This window comes from Planctomycetia bacterium (genome assembly GCA_021413845.1).
Classification (GTDB): Bacteria; Planctomycetota; Planctomycetia; order Pirellulales; family PNKZ01; genus PNKZ01.
Genome location: JAIOPP010000006.1, coordinates 205,738 through 222,162, shown reverse-complemented (window position 1 = coordinate 222,162; position 16,425 = coordinate 205,738). Strand labels below are relative to the sequence as shown.

Below are 16,425 nucleotides of genomic sequence, written 5' to 3'. Positions count from 1 at the left end.
TCGGACTTTCGGCGTGCCGCTTCAGTCTAGCCGTCGGATTTCCTCGAAACTACGTCACGGCGATGGTTTCAAATGCTTCGCGAACCAATCGGCCATCTCATGACGCATCTCCGGCAGATACTCATGGCCCGTGTTGCGGTACATCACGCTGCGAAACGCCTCGGGCTTTTGATATAAGGCATACACTGCGCCGAGCTTTCGTTCGAGCACCTCGACCCCGTCGGGCGGCGCGTTGTAATCTTGATCGCCCGAAAGCTGCAACATCGGCCGGGGTGCGACGAGCGCCATGATCGCCTCGCTATCGAAGTGTTTGATCAGGCCCGGCACGAAGTAGTAGATGCCGTGTCCTTTCGCATGGGCCAGCATTTCCGTGTAGCGCGTGAAGCAGGCGACCCCGACGATCGCCTTAACTCGTTCGTCGATCGCCGCGAGCCACCAGGCGCGGGTGCAGCCCATGCTCATGCCGGTGCCGCCGATCCGATCGCCGTCCAACTCTGCGCGTTTGCAAATAGTCGATCAAGCATTGCTCGTCGCGGAGCATCATTCCCCACAGCGAGCGCCCTTGCCACAGATGCAGTTTGAATAACGAAAGCTCTTGCCCGGCGGCGTCACGTTCCACCGTGCCGCGAGGCCCTTTCTTCACACGCTCGCCGTTGAAATAGCCGTCGATGGCCGCCACGGCGATCCCGCGACGAATGAGCATCCCGCCGAGCGAAAGCTCCTTCTCGAGATTCGGGAGATACTCATCCTTCGAGCCGCTATGACCGTGCATCCCGACGACGACCGGTACGCGGCCCGAACGTTTCTTGGGGATCGCTAAGATGCCGGGCACAGTCATATCGACGCCGTTGAAAAACTCGAAACGTTCGAGCGCGAACTCTCCGCGGTCTTCTACGGAAAGGATCTTCACGCCGCTCGGATCGGGTCGCGCAGGCATCTCGCCTAAGCAATCCAACAACGTCTTTCTTACCGTCGAGCGGCCGGTCTGCTCCCACTGTTGCAAATCGGTCGGCAACGGCCACTCGGGCGGTCGCGCGCTGCGAAAAGATTCAGGAATATCGGCCCACGGCTCACCCCACTTGATACCCCCTTTCGAAGCCTTCGGCGTGACCCGCTCTTGTCCTTCGCCGGGAGTTGTCGAAAGACAAAGCAGTGACAAGGCGACAGCCCAATGGACGCATCGGAGGTATCGTTGCATGACTCACCTGGACCTTGAGTAGGACTTTGCAGCGGGTTTGGAAAATTCCGTCGATCACATCGTTGGACTTAATGCCGACTCAGTCTAACCGCCGGTTTTTTACGATGCGATTCGTAATTCTTAACGGCAAGTAATGCCGCTGTCGAATCATTACGGTACGGCTCACGAATTTACCGATGCAGCCGCTGAATTCTTGATGATGAAGCATGAATCGGACGCAAGAATACACGCATCGATCCATGTATGATGAACATCGTTCGAACGCATGATTTCCTAGAAACTATCGCATTGGCGAACAATGTGGATTATCGTAGGCGGGACTTTCAATCGATCTTCGTAGCCGCCGATAAAGCACGACCGGCGCACCGATAAATAAGAGAACGCCTTCCGATGCGAAGTGGAAATCTTTCTGCGCTCAAACCTTCCACGATGATTCCTTTCCATCGGATCGGTCAGACGAGTGAAGAGCTTCGCTGTCTTGCGGACGCTTTGGAAAGCGGCTTGGAAAGCGACGGACGATTCACGATCGCTTGCGCAAGACTACTTGAACAGCGATATCGAATTCAACGGGTCTTGCCGACGCCGTCTTGTACCGCGGCTTTGGAGATCGCGGCGATTCTCTGTAATTTGACGGTCGATGATGAAGTCATTATGCCCTCGTTTACATTCACTTCCACGGCGAATGCGGTCGTGCTTCGAGGGGCGAAACCCATCTTCGTCGACGTTCGTTCCGACACGCTTAATCTCGACGAACGATTGCTGGAAGCGGCCGTCACAGTGCGAACCAAAGCGATCTTCGTCGTCCACTATGCCGGAGTCGCTTGCGAAATGGATGTCGTCTGCCGCGTCGCCGATCGACACAACTTGATCGTCGTAGAAGATGCGGCTCAAGCCGTCAACGCGAGTTATCGCGGGCGTTCTCTGGGTTCGATCGGACAACTGGGAACTTACAGTTTTCACGCCACGAAGAATTACGTGAGCGGCGAAGGAGGGGCGCTCTGCATTAACGACGAGCGCTTCATTGCGCGCTCTGAAATAATTCGCGAAAAGGGAACCAATCGCACTCAGTTCATGCGCGGTGAAACGCAAAAATACGAATGGGTCGACTTCGGCGGCTCACACTTACCGAGTGAGTTAACATGCGCATTCCTGTATGCGCAACTCCAAAAGCTCGATGCTATTCAAACCCGACGTCGAGAGATCTACGACTTCTATTACCGAGCCTTGCAGCCACTTGCCGACACAGAGCATTTCGGATTGCCCCATGTGCCCGACCATTGCGAATCGAATTGCCACTTATTTTATCTTATGCTGTCGGACGCGGCGACGCGTGATCGCTTACGAGGGCACATGGCGGCGCGCGGAATCGGAACGGCAAGCCATTACGTCCCCTTACATACATCGCCGATGGGTCGACGACTCGGGTATCGCCCGGGAACGCTGCCGATTACGGAATCGATTCACGAACGAATCTTGCGACTTCCGCTTTATCCCAGTCTAACGGCGAGCGAACTCGCTGTAATCGTCGAAGAAATCCGAGATTTTTTTTAGTTCGACAACCGGCGATCCGAAAGCAAGTTATTGCGCACGTTCTTGACCGAGATATCGCAATTGTCGCCGCGCGGTGACAGCAGTCGATAAACGCTATTCGAGCTTGATTCTAGCGGAATTTGATCTTCTATGCCTTCGGAAAATCCCACTGTGAAACGACCGTTGAATTTGCTGCTATGCCCTGTCGGCACGATCGGCGATTGGAACCCGATGCTCGCCTTGGCGACGGAGATGGTCGAGCGCGGCCATCGTGTGACGATGATCGGCAACGACGCTTTTTCGCAAGCCGCCGTCAATGTCGGGGCGGAGTTCGTCGGCGTGCATACCGCCGATCGCTTGGAGTATCTTAAGCGGCCGGAGTGCTTGAGCTATCAAGACGGATACCGCCGGCATCTACCGGTTCAGTGTTTGGAACCGCTGAAGAGCACGTACGACGCTTTGGCCGCTCGCAACGAGCCGGGACGAACCGTGATCGTGGCGGCCAATTGGTCATTCGGGGCGCGCATCGCTCAAGAGTCGCTCGGCATTCCGACCGTCACGCTGCATACCGATCCGCATACGCTGCGCAGTGCGCGGGGCATCTATCGGATGCCTCGTCCGATGATCGTCGGCGATTGGGTGTTTCGTTGGTTTATGCGGCTGCAGTTCTACGTGGCCGATCGATTCTACATCGATCCGCTGTGTCGCACGGAATTGAACCGATTTCGCGCCGAGTTCGGGCTCGCGCCGATGCGGCGCGTGATGCACCAGTGGTGGAACTCGCCGGATATGGTCCTCGCAGCGTTTCCCGATTGGTGGGGCGCACCGCAACCGGAATGGCCGAAACAAACGCATGTCGTCGGCTTTCCGGTCTACGACGCAGCCCCTGGGCAGGGCCTGTCGGCTGAAACTTTGCAGTTCTTAGATGCCGGTACGAAGCCGATCGTGTTCTCGCCCGGCAATTCGCATCTGCATACGAAAGCTTATTTTCAAGCGGCGATCGAAGCTTGTCGCCGACTCGGCCGCCGCGGAATTCTCATTACGAAGCGTCGAGAAGAGATTGCGTCGTCGTTGTCCGACGACATTCTGCATCTTAACTACGCTCCCTTCCAAGCGCTCTTGCCGCAGGCGAGTGCGGTCGTCCATCACGCAGGGGTCGGCTCGATCGCCGCGGCGCTCCGGGCCGGTGTGCCGCAAGTCTCGATTCCCTCGAATTTCAATCAACCCGATGCGGCCGCGCGCGCCGAACGTTTGGGAGTCGGCCGCACAGTTCATGAATCGCGAGTCTCCGCCGATACTCTTGCGAGAGCGCTACGGCAATTGCTCGACGATCCCGCCGTCGAGAAGCGATGTCGCGAAATCGCCGGCCGGTTCGGACCTCGCGAAGAGCCGGCCCGTCGCACGACCGATCTTGTCGAAAGCTTGATTGCAGAGAAAGCCGGCATGGGAGCCCGCTGATGTCGTCGTTATTGCGCGACTAGGGTTGCGCGATTGGTGCTCGTATTAACGAAGCGATCTCCAACGATAAAGCATGGCGGCGAGCAGCACGAAGCAGCCGGCTCCCATGCTTGCGAAGATCGAGCGAGCAACGAGAACATTCGTCTCCGGCGATACGAACGGCAGGCCGCCGGAAAACGCGGCCGCTTCTCCTTTCAGGCCGATCCAAAGCCCGATCGTGCCGAAGCACCCGACGATCGCAACCGGTGCCCAACGCGAGAGCCGAGGCTTGCCGTGAGCGAGCGGCCGAAAGCCCGCGGCGACAAACATGAAGCCGCAGAGGAAGAGTATTGCGCGGGGCGCATGCAGAGCGTTCTCGTCGATCGGAATAAGCCCCACGGACATGGCGCAAATAGCGAGCCCGACGCAGGCACAGAGCCAACCCAGCCATTTCGGCACGTCTTCGGGCTGTTGCACTACGATCGTCCTCCCTGGTTCGCGTCGTGTTAATCTCAGTCTGTTCGTTGAACCGTGCTATTCAACAACGAAAGGCCGAAGAATACCAGGCTTTTGCGGCCCGACGATAGCTTATTCGATGCCGCCCCGGTTCACAGGATAATAAAGAAACCATGCACGATGCGCTAACACTCGGCGGTCGAGGTGCGTTACCATCAAAAGATATTTCTCTGGAAAAGCTCGTTCAAGCTTTGAAACGGTGAGACGTTATCGTGCCGTCGCAACTTTCTCTTCGTTCCGTTTCCATCGTCTTGCTCGCTCTCGCGGCGATGAGCGCCGCGCATGCCCGCGCCAAAGAAAACGATCTCATCGACGGTCGCTTGCGAACTTTCGTCGCCGCGCATTGCGTAGCGTGTCACGGGCCCGACGTGCATGAGCGCGGCTTGCGCTTGGACCGGCTACCGACGAGGTTCGACGACAAGGAACATGCCGCCGTCTGGGCGAAGGTGCTCGATAAGCTTTCGCGCGGCGAGATGCCGCCGGCCGGTGAACCACGTCCGGCCGAGAAAGAGCTTCGTTCGCTTGTCGCAGACTTGCAACGAACCTTGCACGACGCTTCCTTCGCCGCGCAGCAGCGCGACGGTCGCGTGGTGCTGCGACGACTGAATCGAACGGAATACGAAACCACGCTTCGCGACCTGCTCGGCGATGCCGTCGAGGTAAAAGATCTATTGCCGGAAGACAACATCGCGGCCGGGTTCGACAACGTGAGCGCCGTGCTCGATGTCTCCTCGGTCCATTTGCTGCGCTATCAGGAAGCGGCCGAACGTGCGCTGCGAACGGTCATTCCGAATCGTCCGCCGATCAAGTTCCACGAACGTCGCACGGGCCGAGAAATCGTCGAGCAACAAAAACAGTTCAAAGACATTCTCGATAAATCGGTGCGGGTCGACGGCGACGATCTCGTGATGTACGTTCGCCCGTGGGGACACATCCCTTGCGCCACCCCTCCCGTCGTGCAGCGCGGTCGGTATCGCGTGAAGGCTTCCGTGCATACCGTCAACGCCGGCGGCAAAGCGCTGCCGATGCTCTGCACTTGCCGCGATTCGTATGGCCGCTCGGACGACGACGTGCGCGCGGTGCATGACATTCCGCCGGGTAGATCAGTCGTCGTCGAAGGGGAATTCGACCTCAAGCCGCGGCAAGTCATCGTCTACTCCGGCTGGACGCTTCCGACCGTGCGCGACTTCACGTCGCGCAATAAAGATAAATCGCTCGTAGGTTTCCAAGGGCCGGGCCTTGTCGTCGAATGGGTCGAAGTCGAAGGTCCGCTCGATCCGTTCCCTGCGCCCGGCTATCGCCGGCTGTTCGGCGATGTGCCGCTGGAGCCGAGATCGGTCGCCAAGGTCATCGCCGCCGGCAAGCCTCGTCCCGCGCCCGACCCGAAGCGCGCAGACTCCGCTTGGAGCTACGACATGCTCACTCCCGCGACGGCCACGCCGCGCGAGGATGCTGCGCGGCTGATGGGCACGTTTCTGCCCGAGCTTTTCCGTCGCCCCGTCGATGAGAAGCTCCGACAGTATTACGTGAAGATCGTGACCGACGCGCTCGACGCCGGCCAACCGTTCGCAGATGCCATGTTGCTCGGCTACAAAGCCGCCTTCTGCTCGCCTCACTTCTTATATCTCGCAGAACCGAAGCAGGCCGAATCCGCTACGCGCGTCGGACTCGACGACTACGCCATCGCGGCGCGGCTGTCGTATTGCTTTTGGTCTTCTACGCCGGATCAAGAATTGCTGTCCCTCGCGAAACAGGGAGAGCTCTCGAAGCCCGAGGTGCTACGCGCCCAGGTCGAGCGGTTGCTCGGCGATCCCAAGGGGCGACGGTTCACGAAGAACTTCGCCGGCCAATGGTTGGAACTACGCAACATCAACGCCACCTCGCCCGACCCGCAAAACTACGGCGAGTTCGACGACTTTCTGTTTTGGTCGATGCCGCAAGAGACGGAAGCGTTCTTCGAGGAAATCCTCCGCCGCGATCTCAGCCTCACCGATTTCGTGCATTCCGATTGGACGTTTCTCAACGAACGGCTCGCACGGCACTACGGCATTCCGGGCATCATCGGCGGCGAGCTACGTCGAGTCGAGTTACCGGTCGGTTGTCATCGCGGAGGCGTGATGACGCAGGCCTCGATCTTGAAGATCACGGCCGACGGCACGCGCACATCGCCGATTCTCCGGGGCAAATGGGTACTCGATCGAATTCTCGGACAACCCCCTGCCCCGCCCCCTCCGGACATCCCGAGCGTCGAGCCCGACATTCGCGGCGCGACGACGATCCGTCAGCAGCTCGACAAACACCGCAACACTCCGGCTTGCGCGTCGTGCCATCGCCACATCGATCCACCGGGATTCGCCTTGGAAAACTTCGACGTCATCGGCGGTTGGCGCGATTTCTATCGCGGCACGCAGAGTAACGGTGCGATGCGCGTCGAACTCGCCAACTATCCCGATCGTAAAATCATTCGCGGCCTTGACGTCGAGAAAGGTTATGAAACATCCGACGGACGAAAGTTCGAGGATGTCGATGAATACAAGCGACTGCTGCTGATGGATAAGCCGCAACTCGTGCGGAATCTGGCGCATAAGCTCATCGTCTACTCGACGGGTGCCGATACGCAATTCGCCGATCGCGAAGTCGTCGAGCAACTCGTCGCCGACTCGGAAAAGAAGAACTACGGTTTTCGTTCGCTGATCCACGGCGTGATTCAATCGCGCATCTTTCTCAGTAAATAGCCTACGCGTATCCAGGTACGAATCGAACATGCGACTTCCCTTGAACCGACGAACGATGTTACGCGCCGCGGCCGTCTCGATCGGCTTGCCGTTGCTCGATGCGATGTTGCCGATCGGGCTGCACGCGGAGCAAAAAGCCGAAGCGCTGCGCGCAAAGCGAATGCTGCTGATCGGTCGCCCGCTCGGTTTGCATACCCCTTATTTTTTCCCGGAGAATGCCGGAGCGAACTACGAGCCGTCCCGTTATCTCAAGTTGCTCGAAGCGCATCGTCGCGACTTCACCGTTTTCTCCGGCATGTCGCATCGCGGCTACAACGCCGGCCACGGCTCGGAAGTGGCGCTCATGACGGGTGTTGCCCCCGAGGGAATGCGGCCGGGCGATGTGCGCAACACGATTTCGCTCGATCAAGAGGTCGCTTCGCGACTCGGAAGCGATACGCGCTTCGCTTCGCTCACGTTGGGAGGCGGCACGCTGTCGTGGAATCGGAAGGGAGTGCAAGTTCCTTCGGAATCGAGCGCGGTTAGGGCCTTCAAGCAACTCTTCGTCGACGGCACTCCTGCCGAAGTCGCAAGTGAGATCGAGAAAATCCGGATCGGCCAAAGCATTCTCGACGGTGTGCGCGAGCAGTCGCGATCGCTCGCCGCTACGCTCGGCCCTACCGATCGAAGTAGACTCGATTTATTGTTGACCTCGATTCGCGAAGCCGAGCAACGCTTACAGCAGGACCAACTTTGGGTCACGAAGCCGAAAGTGAAGGTGGCGACGAAGCCGTTTACCGACGACCACTCGACGGACCAAAAAATGCTCGAGCGCGAGCGACAGTGGTACGATCTTGCGCACTTGGCGTTGCAAACCGATACGACCCGCGTGATCTCTTTGTACCTGTGGTCGCACACCGAACGCCTCGACCTGCCGGGCCTTTCGCTCTCGCATCACGACGCGTCGCACCACGGTCGCGACGATGCCAAGATCGAGCAACTCGCGCTGATCGAAGCGGCCGAGATGAAGCTCCTTGCCGACTTCTTGACGAAGATGAAGACGACGACCGAAGCCGGCGATACGGTGCTCGATCGGACGATCGTTCTCCATGCGAGCAACCTCGGCAATGCCTCGTCGCACTCGAACGACAATCTGCCGGTTTTGCTCGCCGGCGGCGGCTTCAAGCATGCCGGCCATGTCGCGTTCGACCGGAAAGAGAATATACCGATGTCGAATCTGTTCGTCCGGATGCTGCAACAAATCGGCGTCGAATCCGACCGGTTCGGCAGCAGCACGGGCGTGCTGAGCGAAGTTTAGCCGCAAGTGCTTATTCAGCCAATTGCTTCAACAGTTCCACGAGCGTCGTCGTGATCTTCGTCGCCGCATTCCGTTCCAAATAGCTGGAACGGGCACGCCATGTTTCGTAGCCGCCGAGATCGAATTGCTCGGGAGTCGGCAGATAGCCGTTGTAGCCGTTGGCGAGCTCGATCGTGAACAGCGGCTTCGTCGGGCTCGCTTGTTTCAGCGCCAGGCCGATCTCGACGAACGTCTCGCACGGCGTCGAGACGATGCTCAATTCGCCGATGCGAATCGCCTGAAGCTTCGCCTTTACCGTCGCAGGATATTCGGCGAGCAGCACGGTCTCGCGTGCGTAGATGTCCGCGATCGCCTTATACGGTCCCGGTCCGGCCTGCGCCAAGCGGTCCTTCGCCTGCGCCAAGTCTTCGGCCGACGGAATGCGAACGCCGAGCTCGATCTCGCGCTCGGCCATCGCCAGCGGCACCCATTTTCGATGCTCGATCTTCCGATACGTTTCCAGCGCCGTCTGTGCGACGCTGTCGGCAACGCGCTCGATCTGCTCCCCCGCGGCACGACGCGCGGCCGGTTGCTTCACGTTCACGTTGTTGATATCGGCGCTCGTTCCGTTCGACATCACACCGACAAACGGAGGCACTTCGTTCGTTGCATTCTTGTCGACTTCCAGCAACCGGCCGATCCGGTTCGCAAATGCGCCGAAGTAGTCGGCCGAAAAAGCATCGAGCCCGCCGACGTAATGCAGCGAGTAATTCGCCAGCAGCGCGATCGGTCGTCCCGTCGACGTGCGAATGGAGACGATCGACACATCCGGATCGATCGGTCCGGCCGGCTTTAGGAGGTTCGGATTCATCGCGCCCGGATTCATCTTCACTCGGTCGTCGGTCTTGCCGAAAGGGTTGACCGGCATCGTGCCGGGCTGGAGATACCAGCGGCGATTGAAGACCTGCGTGTCGTTCGCTCCGACCCCCCAGCCGATCTCGGCGGGCGCGAGATTGTCGAACGCTTGCTTGATCCCCTTCGCGATTTGACTGCTTAGATATTGCAAGTATTCCGGCACCGGCTCGCTTTGAAACACGCCGGCCGCGGTGACTGCCGAATGGGTGTGCGTCGCGGAGATGAGAATCTTGTCGCTCGGAATCCCCGTCGCTTTCTCAGCCAAGCGCTTCGCTTCGTCCAGCTCGCGCCGCAAGATCATGCAACTATCGACGACGACGATCGCGAGCCTCGTCCGACCGTCGTCGAGCACGAGGCAACGGGCATGCAGATCGTCGGTGATCTTCGTCGCCTGACGATCGCTCATGTTGCCGTTCGACGACATGGGAAACGTCGTCGGATTGACGTTGATCGCATAAGCCCCGGCCCGAAACACCGGCGCTGCCGGAGCGGCAGCGTTGCCGTTCGATCCGGCGAACGACACCCAAACCGAAATGGCAACGAGCGCTAAACGAATGAACGAAAACATAAAATCTCTCCCAACTTCATAACGGCGACGGAACGACGACCACTCAGCGGCAACTATTCACCGACCGGCTTTTTTGCAGCGCTCGGCACGATCGGCAGCAAGATATGAGAAGGATGCTTTTCGGCATGGTAGATCGTGTTTACGCAGGAACGCATCAGACGATTTTGCGCAAGCGGCTCGCCGGTGTTCGGGTTCACGTCGAAGCGCGGAAAGTTGCTGCTGGAAATATCGACCCGAATGCGGTGCCCGCGCTTGAATACGTTCGCCGTCGGATAGAGTTTGATCGTGAAGGGATAAACGGTGCCGGGCTCCATCAGCTTTTCTTGCTTAAGCGAATCGCGAAAACGAGCCCTCACGATGCCGTCGCCGATGTTGAGATCGAACCCGCCGGGGAAGTCGGCGCTCGGCGGATACACATCGACGAGCTTCGCGGTGAAATCGGTATCGACGGCCGTCGAGGAAGCCCAGAGCCGAACCTCGATCTCGCCGGTCACTTCCGTATCTTCCGCGAGCGGGGCCGATTGAAACACCAGCACATCGTTGCGCGCCGACAACGGAATGGGTTTCAACCAGTTCCAAATGTGCGGTCCGCCGCGCTGGTCCCAAGCCCCCTGCTGCATGATGTCGCTGCCCGAGGAAATGTTGCCGCCGATGGTCGGCACGGGATCGCGCGGAGCGAACGTGAAACTCGTCGAAGACGAGGTCACGACGGTTTCCGCCGGCGGCTGCGGTGAAAGAGTTCCGTCGCCCGAGAGATAGTATTTCCGCGGCACCGATCTTGCCGGCGGCCAAGAGCTTTCGTCGCGCCAATAACCGCCGTGGTTTAAGAGTCCTTTGTCGTCTTTCGTTCCATCACCGGTGCCCATGACGAAAATGCGAACCTTATTCTTAAACGGTGCTGCGCGGCCGACGTCGTTCTCGGCGTCCTTGAGATAGCGGTCGAACCATTGCAAGCGCCAAGCCTGCGGATCGGCGATCGCCGCCTCGCGCCCGAACGTCACCTGACCATGCGCGAAGTTACCTTGGCTGCCATGAATCCAAGGGCCCATGATGAGATAAACGTCGCTCTTGAGTTGCTTGCTCAGGGCGGCATAATTCGCCGTCGTGTTACCGGCCCAAGAGTCGTACCAGCCGCCGACCAAGTAGACCGGAATGTCGGCATAGCGCTCCGGATGCTCGACGATATTGAGATGGCCCCAAAACGCGTCGTCGGCACCGCGGCGCATCGCTTCGATCAGCCACGACTCATATTCCGGAGCGAGCTTCAGCGGCGTCGTTCCGGCTCGCAGCGGCAAGTGCTTGAGATATTCATGCCGCTGGTCGACCATTTGCTTCAGCACCGCCGCCGTGCCCGGATTTTTCGCGGCATCGCTGCCGCCGGCGGCGTTGAGGAAAATCCAATTCCAAAAGCGCATCTCGAACGCTCCGGCGTTGCGCATGCTTTGGCGTCCCATATTCGAGACCGCATCGACCGGGATCACGGTCTTCAAGTGCGGCGAGCCCGACATCGCCAGGGCATGCTGAGTGCCGCCGACGTAGGATCCGCCGAGCATGCCGATGCGGCCGTTCGACCACGGCTGCTTCACGATCCACTCGGCGGCGTCGAAGCCGTCGGGCCCATCATCGTTCAGCCAGCGCCAAACTCCTTCGGAGCGATACCGACCCCGCGTATCTTGCACGACGACGGCATAGCCGTGCGAGGCGAAGTATTTCCCGTCGCCCGACTTGCCGCCACCCTTGCCGTAGGGAGTGCGAATGAGCAAGACGGGCAAACGCTCGATGAGCGGTTTCGCTGCGGCGTCCGGTTTATCGTTCGGAGCCGAACGGGCGACGGGTAGGTAAACGTCGGTCGCGAGCTTAACGCCGTCGCGCATCGCGATCGGCACGTCGATTTCGACCCGAACTTCGTAGGGCGCTACGACGCTTGGTTTCGCAGGCGGCGTCTGTTGTTGAGTCGCTTGTTGAACTGCTTGTTGAGCTGCGGCCGGGGCGCGAGCGATTGCCAGCGATAATACGACGAACGACCAGCGGCCCCAATGAAGCGCGAAGCGATACCCTAACATGCTGTGAATCCCCGGCGGCGCGAGCGAATGCAACGGATGCGTTAGCGAACGTAACGGCACCCGCGGGGCTTGTCCACCTTTTTCACGCCACGCCGACTCGCGGCTGCGCGCTCGGCGACGGCGCTCCTGCGCAGCGCTTCGTCTTACGTTGCAGCGACGAGGCCGGTGCCGGAAGGGAGTCGCTCGGCGAAGCGGCAGCCGATCAGAAACGTGCTGGGGGTCGGAGTTCCCGGTGCGACATGCACTAATTTCGCACGAACGTAGGTCATGTTCGGATAGATGCCTAAGCCGACGACGACCTCGTCGAATTCAGGGCGTTCGCGCAGCACGAAGGAAAATCCGCCGGGCGAAATATCGCGACAACGGACCTGAACGAACGACTCTCTCCGAAGGATCTGATTCGGGACGTAAGGGGCGATCCACTGCAACGTCTCGAACCCCTTGCGGTTCCCTGCGCGGCGATCGAACCAAGCTTCCTTCTTCGGGCTCTCGGGCTTCGGCTCTTCCGCTGTTCGAGTTTCGACGACGGCGACCGGCTGAGCGGCGCCGCCGGAGTTCGTGAGTGCGCCGCTTTCCACCGGCACGACTTGAGAGCCGTCCCAAAGATACGTCCGGTTGCGTCCCGCTTGCTTCGCGGCGTAGAGGGCTCGGTCGGCATTCGCCAGCGTCGTCTCCGACAAACAGCTGCAATTCGCGAGTCCGAGGCTGATCGTGGTCTTGATCGACGTTCCGATGTAGTCGTGAACGGCATCGCAACTCTTGCGAATCCGTTCGGCGACGATCCTGGTCCGATCGAGCGAAGCTCCCGACAGGATCACGCCGAACTCTTCGCCGCCGTAACGGGCGGTGAAACCCTCGGAGCCGACCGCGTCGCGGATCATGCCGGCAAGTCGGCTGAGAATGAAGTCTCCGGCGGGATGTCCGTATTTATCGTTGAGTTGTTTGAACCGATCGACGTCGAGGAGGATCAACGTACCGAGTTTGGATCCTCCCACGGCGCTTGTGCTACACTCCGCGAGATGTTCATCGAATGCGCGGCGATTAAAGACCTTCGTAAGCGCATCGGTTCGTGCTTCGGCAGCGAGCCGGTCGGATTGCTTCGACTGCTTTTGCAATTCGCCTTCGACTTCGGAGAGCTTCTCTTGCAGCTTACGATTGGCCTCCATCATTTGTTCGATGGTAGCGTCGACCTCGAAGTAGCTCGTCGAGCCGTTGCGTGCGCCGCGCAGCCGGCCTTGCAACCGACCGATTTCTTGCGTGTGCGCTTGCACGCCGTCGGCAAGTTCGGAACTTAATTCACGAACTCGTTCGGACTCGGGCGAGGGAGGTGGGGGATCCAACTGCTTCGGGGGAACCCAAACCGTCGACTTTCGCCCGACCACCAAACAGACGAGCGCTTCCAAAGCGGCTCCGGCGAATGCGGCGGCGAACGAAATCATGGCTCATCCCCGTGAATGATCCCCCTCCTGAATGAGTGCCTTAAGGGGGTCGAAAGTCAAATGCGCGTAACCGTCGGTAGTCGCGTGGCGCTCTTTAAGCAGCGCGGCAATGGAAAGTCATTCGCCGGGAAAGACGAACTGCGAGAACGTCGGAATCTGCGGCAAGCGCTCACGGATCGTTTCCGTACGCAGGGCGAAGCCCGAGTAGAGGCCGAGCGTGAGCCCGACGAGCAGAATCAGCGGCCGCGTTCCGCTATTCGGACGTTTTTGAAGCGGAAGCTCGGCGATCCGCTCGAGCCCGATCAGGGTTCGCTTCCGTTCCGCACGGTGATAGACGATCCGCACGGCAAGATCGTCGCCGTCGTCGGTGCGGAGCCGGAGTTCGGTACCGTCCGAGAACGTGAATGCTCGGTTCGTCGCCACGCACAGCCCGCCGGCCGATTCGTCGACGATCCGGACGCGCAGATGCCCTCGACGGGCAACCAGGAAACCTTCCCGGCTGTCGATAATCGAGGCGCGAAATGTCGTCCGACGATCGGCGTCCACGGATAGGGTCACTCGGCGAAAGCGTAATGGGCCGATTCAAACCTAGCTCGGGTTCGGCCTGGGTGTCGCAGATCGAGCGAGCCGGCGATAAAAAGCCGAAGGAACATCGCCCAGCGGTAGGTATAGATCGATTAAGTCGAACGTAAGGAAGAAAACGGCGGTTCCCGGCGGCGGTGGAAAACAAAACTCGCGAACGACTTACGGCGCGAGCGGGCGAAATTTTCTTCCAGCAGCCGGCCGGTAGCACGACGCGGAGCGAAGTTCCGCTGGTTAGAATCGTAACCGCCCGATTCGGGAAACGGACCGGAGCCTGGCCCGAGTTCGACACATGAGATGGCCCGTTTTACGGAAAAACCATGTTCATGCGCGGGCCCGGAGTGTAAGACTTGGCTGCCTACCGCTCCGCGTGCCGCCGACAAATTACCTACGACTCTCTCCGAGATAAGTTGCGAACTATGAACGAACGAAATCGTGATCGGATTCTCCAAGGCCTGAATCGGAAGCCTCGCGCAATCGTCAAGCTGCTGGCAGGCACCGTCGTGGTCGGGTCCGGAATGTTGCAGGCTACGGGATGTAACAAACCGGCCGCAACCGAAGCCCCCGTGGTGGCCCCACCGGTCGTCGCCAAGCCCGTCGTCATCGCTGCCGGGATTTCACCGAAGGAGGCTTGGGAGAAACTGGTTCGGCAGGCGCAAACCGAAATCGAAGCCGATCGCGTCGACGAAGCGCAGCGGCAAATGGACGCCTTGGCGACCGTGTACGTCGCGCCCAAGTTGCCGGATGAAGCACAGCAGAAGGAATTGGCGGCGCTGACGAAGCAATTGCAAGACAAGCGTAAAGCGCTGTTGGCGCAAGACAGGGCCGCGAAGCTGACGGAAGCGAAAAACCTGCTCAAGGAAGGAAAGTATACGGAAGCGAGCGCCGCGGTCAGCTTCGTGCTGAACCGAGCACCGACTCTCGAACAAGAAAGCTTGGCGAAATCGCTCAATAGTGCGATCGACGAAGCTCGCCGCGCGCGCAACCTCATGCAGAACTCGATGCGGTTCCTCGCTTCCGACAACCCGCGCGAAGTCGACGCCGCACGGATCGAACTGCCGCGACAAGCCGATGTCTCGATGCCGCTGCTCGTGGAAGCCAGTGCCGATGCCGCCAAGCCGAAGCTCGTGGGAAGAGCGCTGTCGCTGATGGTTCAACTCGATCGACCGGCCTTGGCGATCCCTGCGATGGTCGCCGTCTTGAAGCGGCCCGAGCAGAAAGAGAGTTGGCCCGATGCGATTCAAGCCCTCGAGCGGCTCAATCGGCCCGGCGCCGGCGAACCCCTCTTGGCATTGGCTCTCGAAGCGACGACGCCCGAAGGACAAATCGCGGCCCTCACGGCCCTCTCGAAAGTGACGGATACGCCGCCGCGAACGGTGGTCGCCCTACTGCCGCTGCTGGAAGCGAACGGTCCTGCTTTGGCCGCCGCGCTCATGGCGTGCGGGCAAGCGGTTCAAGCCTTGGATCAGACCGATCTCACGGCCTATCGGAATCTCGACGTGGCGCTGTCGGCCGAAGACGAAAAGCGACTGGCCGCGCTGCCGCAGCGGTTGCTGAAGCTGGCGGCGGGAGGCGAGGAAGGCCTTTCTCCCGAAGCGGCGCAACAAGCCAAGACGTTGGCGATCGCCACGCATTTGTTGTCGGCCGAGCCGCTTAAGGGAGTGAAGGTTCTGCGCGCCGGTTCCGAACTGCCTGAGTCGCCGGCCGCGGCCGTGGTCGACGGAGTTTGGAACACGATCGAGCCGGCGAGCATGTGGTGCTATCCGGTTACCGGGCGAGGTACGATCATGCTCGATTTAGGTGCCGAACGGACCGTGACGGGAGTGAGGATTTGGAATCTGAACAACGCGAGCGCCGCGACCCTCGGTTGGAAGGAAGTTCGCGTGATCGTGAGCATCGATCCGTCGGAAGTACGCAGCCCGAAGTTGGGCCTCGTGGCTCCCGCGCCAGGCGTCGCTACGACGGCGGACTACAGCGTGACGATCCCGGTCAATTTCCAACGCGGACGCTATGTCGAGGTCTCGGCCAATAGCCTTTGGACGACTCCGACCGGCGAAGGAAATTCGGGCTTGGCGGAAATCCAAATCCTGGGCTTCTAAAGCTCGGCAGCCGGTCGATGTCGAAAGTGGTTCGACATCGACCCCGGTTCCCGAGCGTGCGGCCGGC

12 protein-coding genes are annotated in these 16,425 nt (G+C 59.9%); 5 read left to right on the top strand and 7 right to left on the bottom strand.

Features of this window, described 5'->3' with window-relative positions:
- Window positions 1-54 precede the first annotated feature (54 nt).
- Both K8U03_01295 and K8U03_01290 read right to left on the bottom strand, forming a co-directional pair.
- The gene (locus K8U03_01295) at window positions 55-462 is read right to left on the bottom strand and encodes a hypothetical protein (GenBank protein ID MCE9603518.1); all 408 of its coding nucleotides are present in this window, start codon (window positions 460-462) and stop codon (window positions 55-57) included.
- Window positions 407-1,159 (bottom strand): hypothetical protein, encoded by a 753-nt coding sequence (locus K8U03_01290; GenBank protein MCE9603517.1) that lies wholly within the window; start codon window positions 1,157-1,159, stop codon window positions 407-409. Before K8U03_01290 ends, K8U03_01295 begins: the two co-directional genes overlap by 56 nt.
- 468 nt (window positions 1,160-1,627) lie before the next feature.
- On the opposite strand from K8U03_01290, the gene rffA reads away from it, so the two are divergent.
- Both rffA and K8U03_01280 read left to right on the top strand, forming a co-directional pair.
- A complete protein-coding gene (gene rffA / locus K8U03_01285; GenBank protein MCE9603516.1) occupies window positions 1,628-2,749 on the top strand; it encodes a dTDP-4-amino-4,6-dideoxygalactose transaminase in 1,122 nt (373 codons plus the stop codon).
- Window positions 2,750-2,899: 150 nt separating this feature from the next.
- Window positions 2,900-4,186 carry a glycosyltransferase gene (locus tag K8U03_01280; GenBank protein MCE9603515.1) on the top strand — a complete coding sequence of 429 codons (1,287 nt, stop codon included), beginning with the start codon at window positions 2,900-2,902 and terminating at the stop codon, window positions 4,184-4,186.
- Between the two features lie 45 nt (window positions 4,187-4,231).
- Here the strand turns inward: K8U03_01280 and K8U03_01275 are convergent, their stop codons facing one another.
- Entirely contained in the window at window positions 4,232-4,642 is a 411-nt protein-coding gene (locus K8U03_01275; protein MCE9603514.1) for a hypothetical protein, read from the bottom strand.
- Window positions 4,643-4,950: 308 nt separating this feature from the next.
- On the opposite strand from K8U03_01275, the gene K8U03_01270 reads away from it, so the two are divergent.
- Window positions 4,951-7,416, top strand: coding sequence for a DUF1592 domain-containing protein (locus K8U03_01270; protein ID MCE9603513.1), 2,466 nt, complete (start codon window positions 4,951-4,953; stop codon window positions 7,414-7,416).
- 28 nt (window positions 7,417-7,444) lie between these two features.
- Window positions 7,445-8,713, top strand: a complete 1,269-nt coding sequence (locus K8U03_01265) for a DUF1552 domain-containing protein (GenBank protein ID MCE9603512.1) — start codon at window positions 7,445-7,447, stop codon at window positions 8,711-8,713.
- A gap of 10 nt (window positions 8,714-8,723) precedes the next feature.
- Here the strand turns inward: K8U03_01265 and K8U03_01260 are convergent, their stop codons facing one another.
- From K8U03_01260 to K8U03_01245, 4 genes are all read right to left on the bottom strand, one after another.
- Window positions 8,724-10,175, bottom strand: a complete 1,452-nt coding sequence (locus K8U03_01260; GenBank protein ID MCE9603511.1) for a hypothetical protein — start codon at window positions 10,173-10,175, stop codon at window positions 8,724-8,726.
- A gap of 53 nt (window positions 10,176-10,228) precedes the next feature.
- Window positions 10,229-12,238 (bottom strand): CocE/NonD family hydrolase, encoded by a 2,010-nt coding sequence (locus K8U03_01255; protein MCE9603510.1) that lies wholly within the window; start codon window positions 12,236-12,238, stop codon window positions 10,229-10,231.
- 143 nt (window positions 12,239-12,381) lie between these two features.
- The gene (locus tag K8U03_01250; GenBank protein ID MCE9603509.1) at window positions 12,382-13,677 is read right to left on the bottom strand and encodes a diguanylate cyclase; all 1,296 of its coding nucleotides are present in this window, start codon (window positions 13,675-13,677) and stop codon (window positions 12,382-12,384) included.
- A gap of 117 nt (window positions 13,678-13,794) precedes the next feature.
- Complete coding sequence (locus K8U03_01245; GenBank protein MCE9603508.1) at window positions 13,795-14,223, bottom strand: PilZ domain-containing protein; 429 nt, start codon at window positions 14,221-14,223, stop codon at window positions 13,795-13,797.
- Window positions 14,224-14,678: 455 nt separating this feature from the next.
- Between K8U03_01245 and K8U03_01240 the strand changes: the two genes are divergently transcribed.
- Window positions 14,679-16,358, top strand: a complete 1,680-nt coding sequence (locus K8U03_01240; GenBank protein MCE9603507.1) for a discoidin domain-containing protein — start codon at window positions 14,679-14,681, stop codon at window positions 16,356-16,358.
- Window positions 16,359-16,425 lie beyond the last annotated feature (67 nt).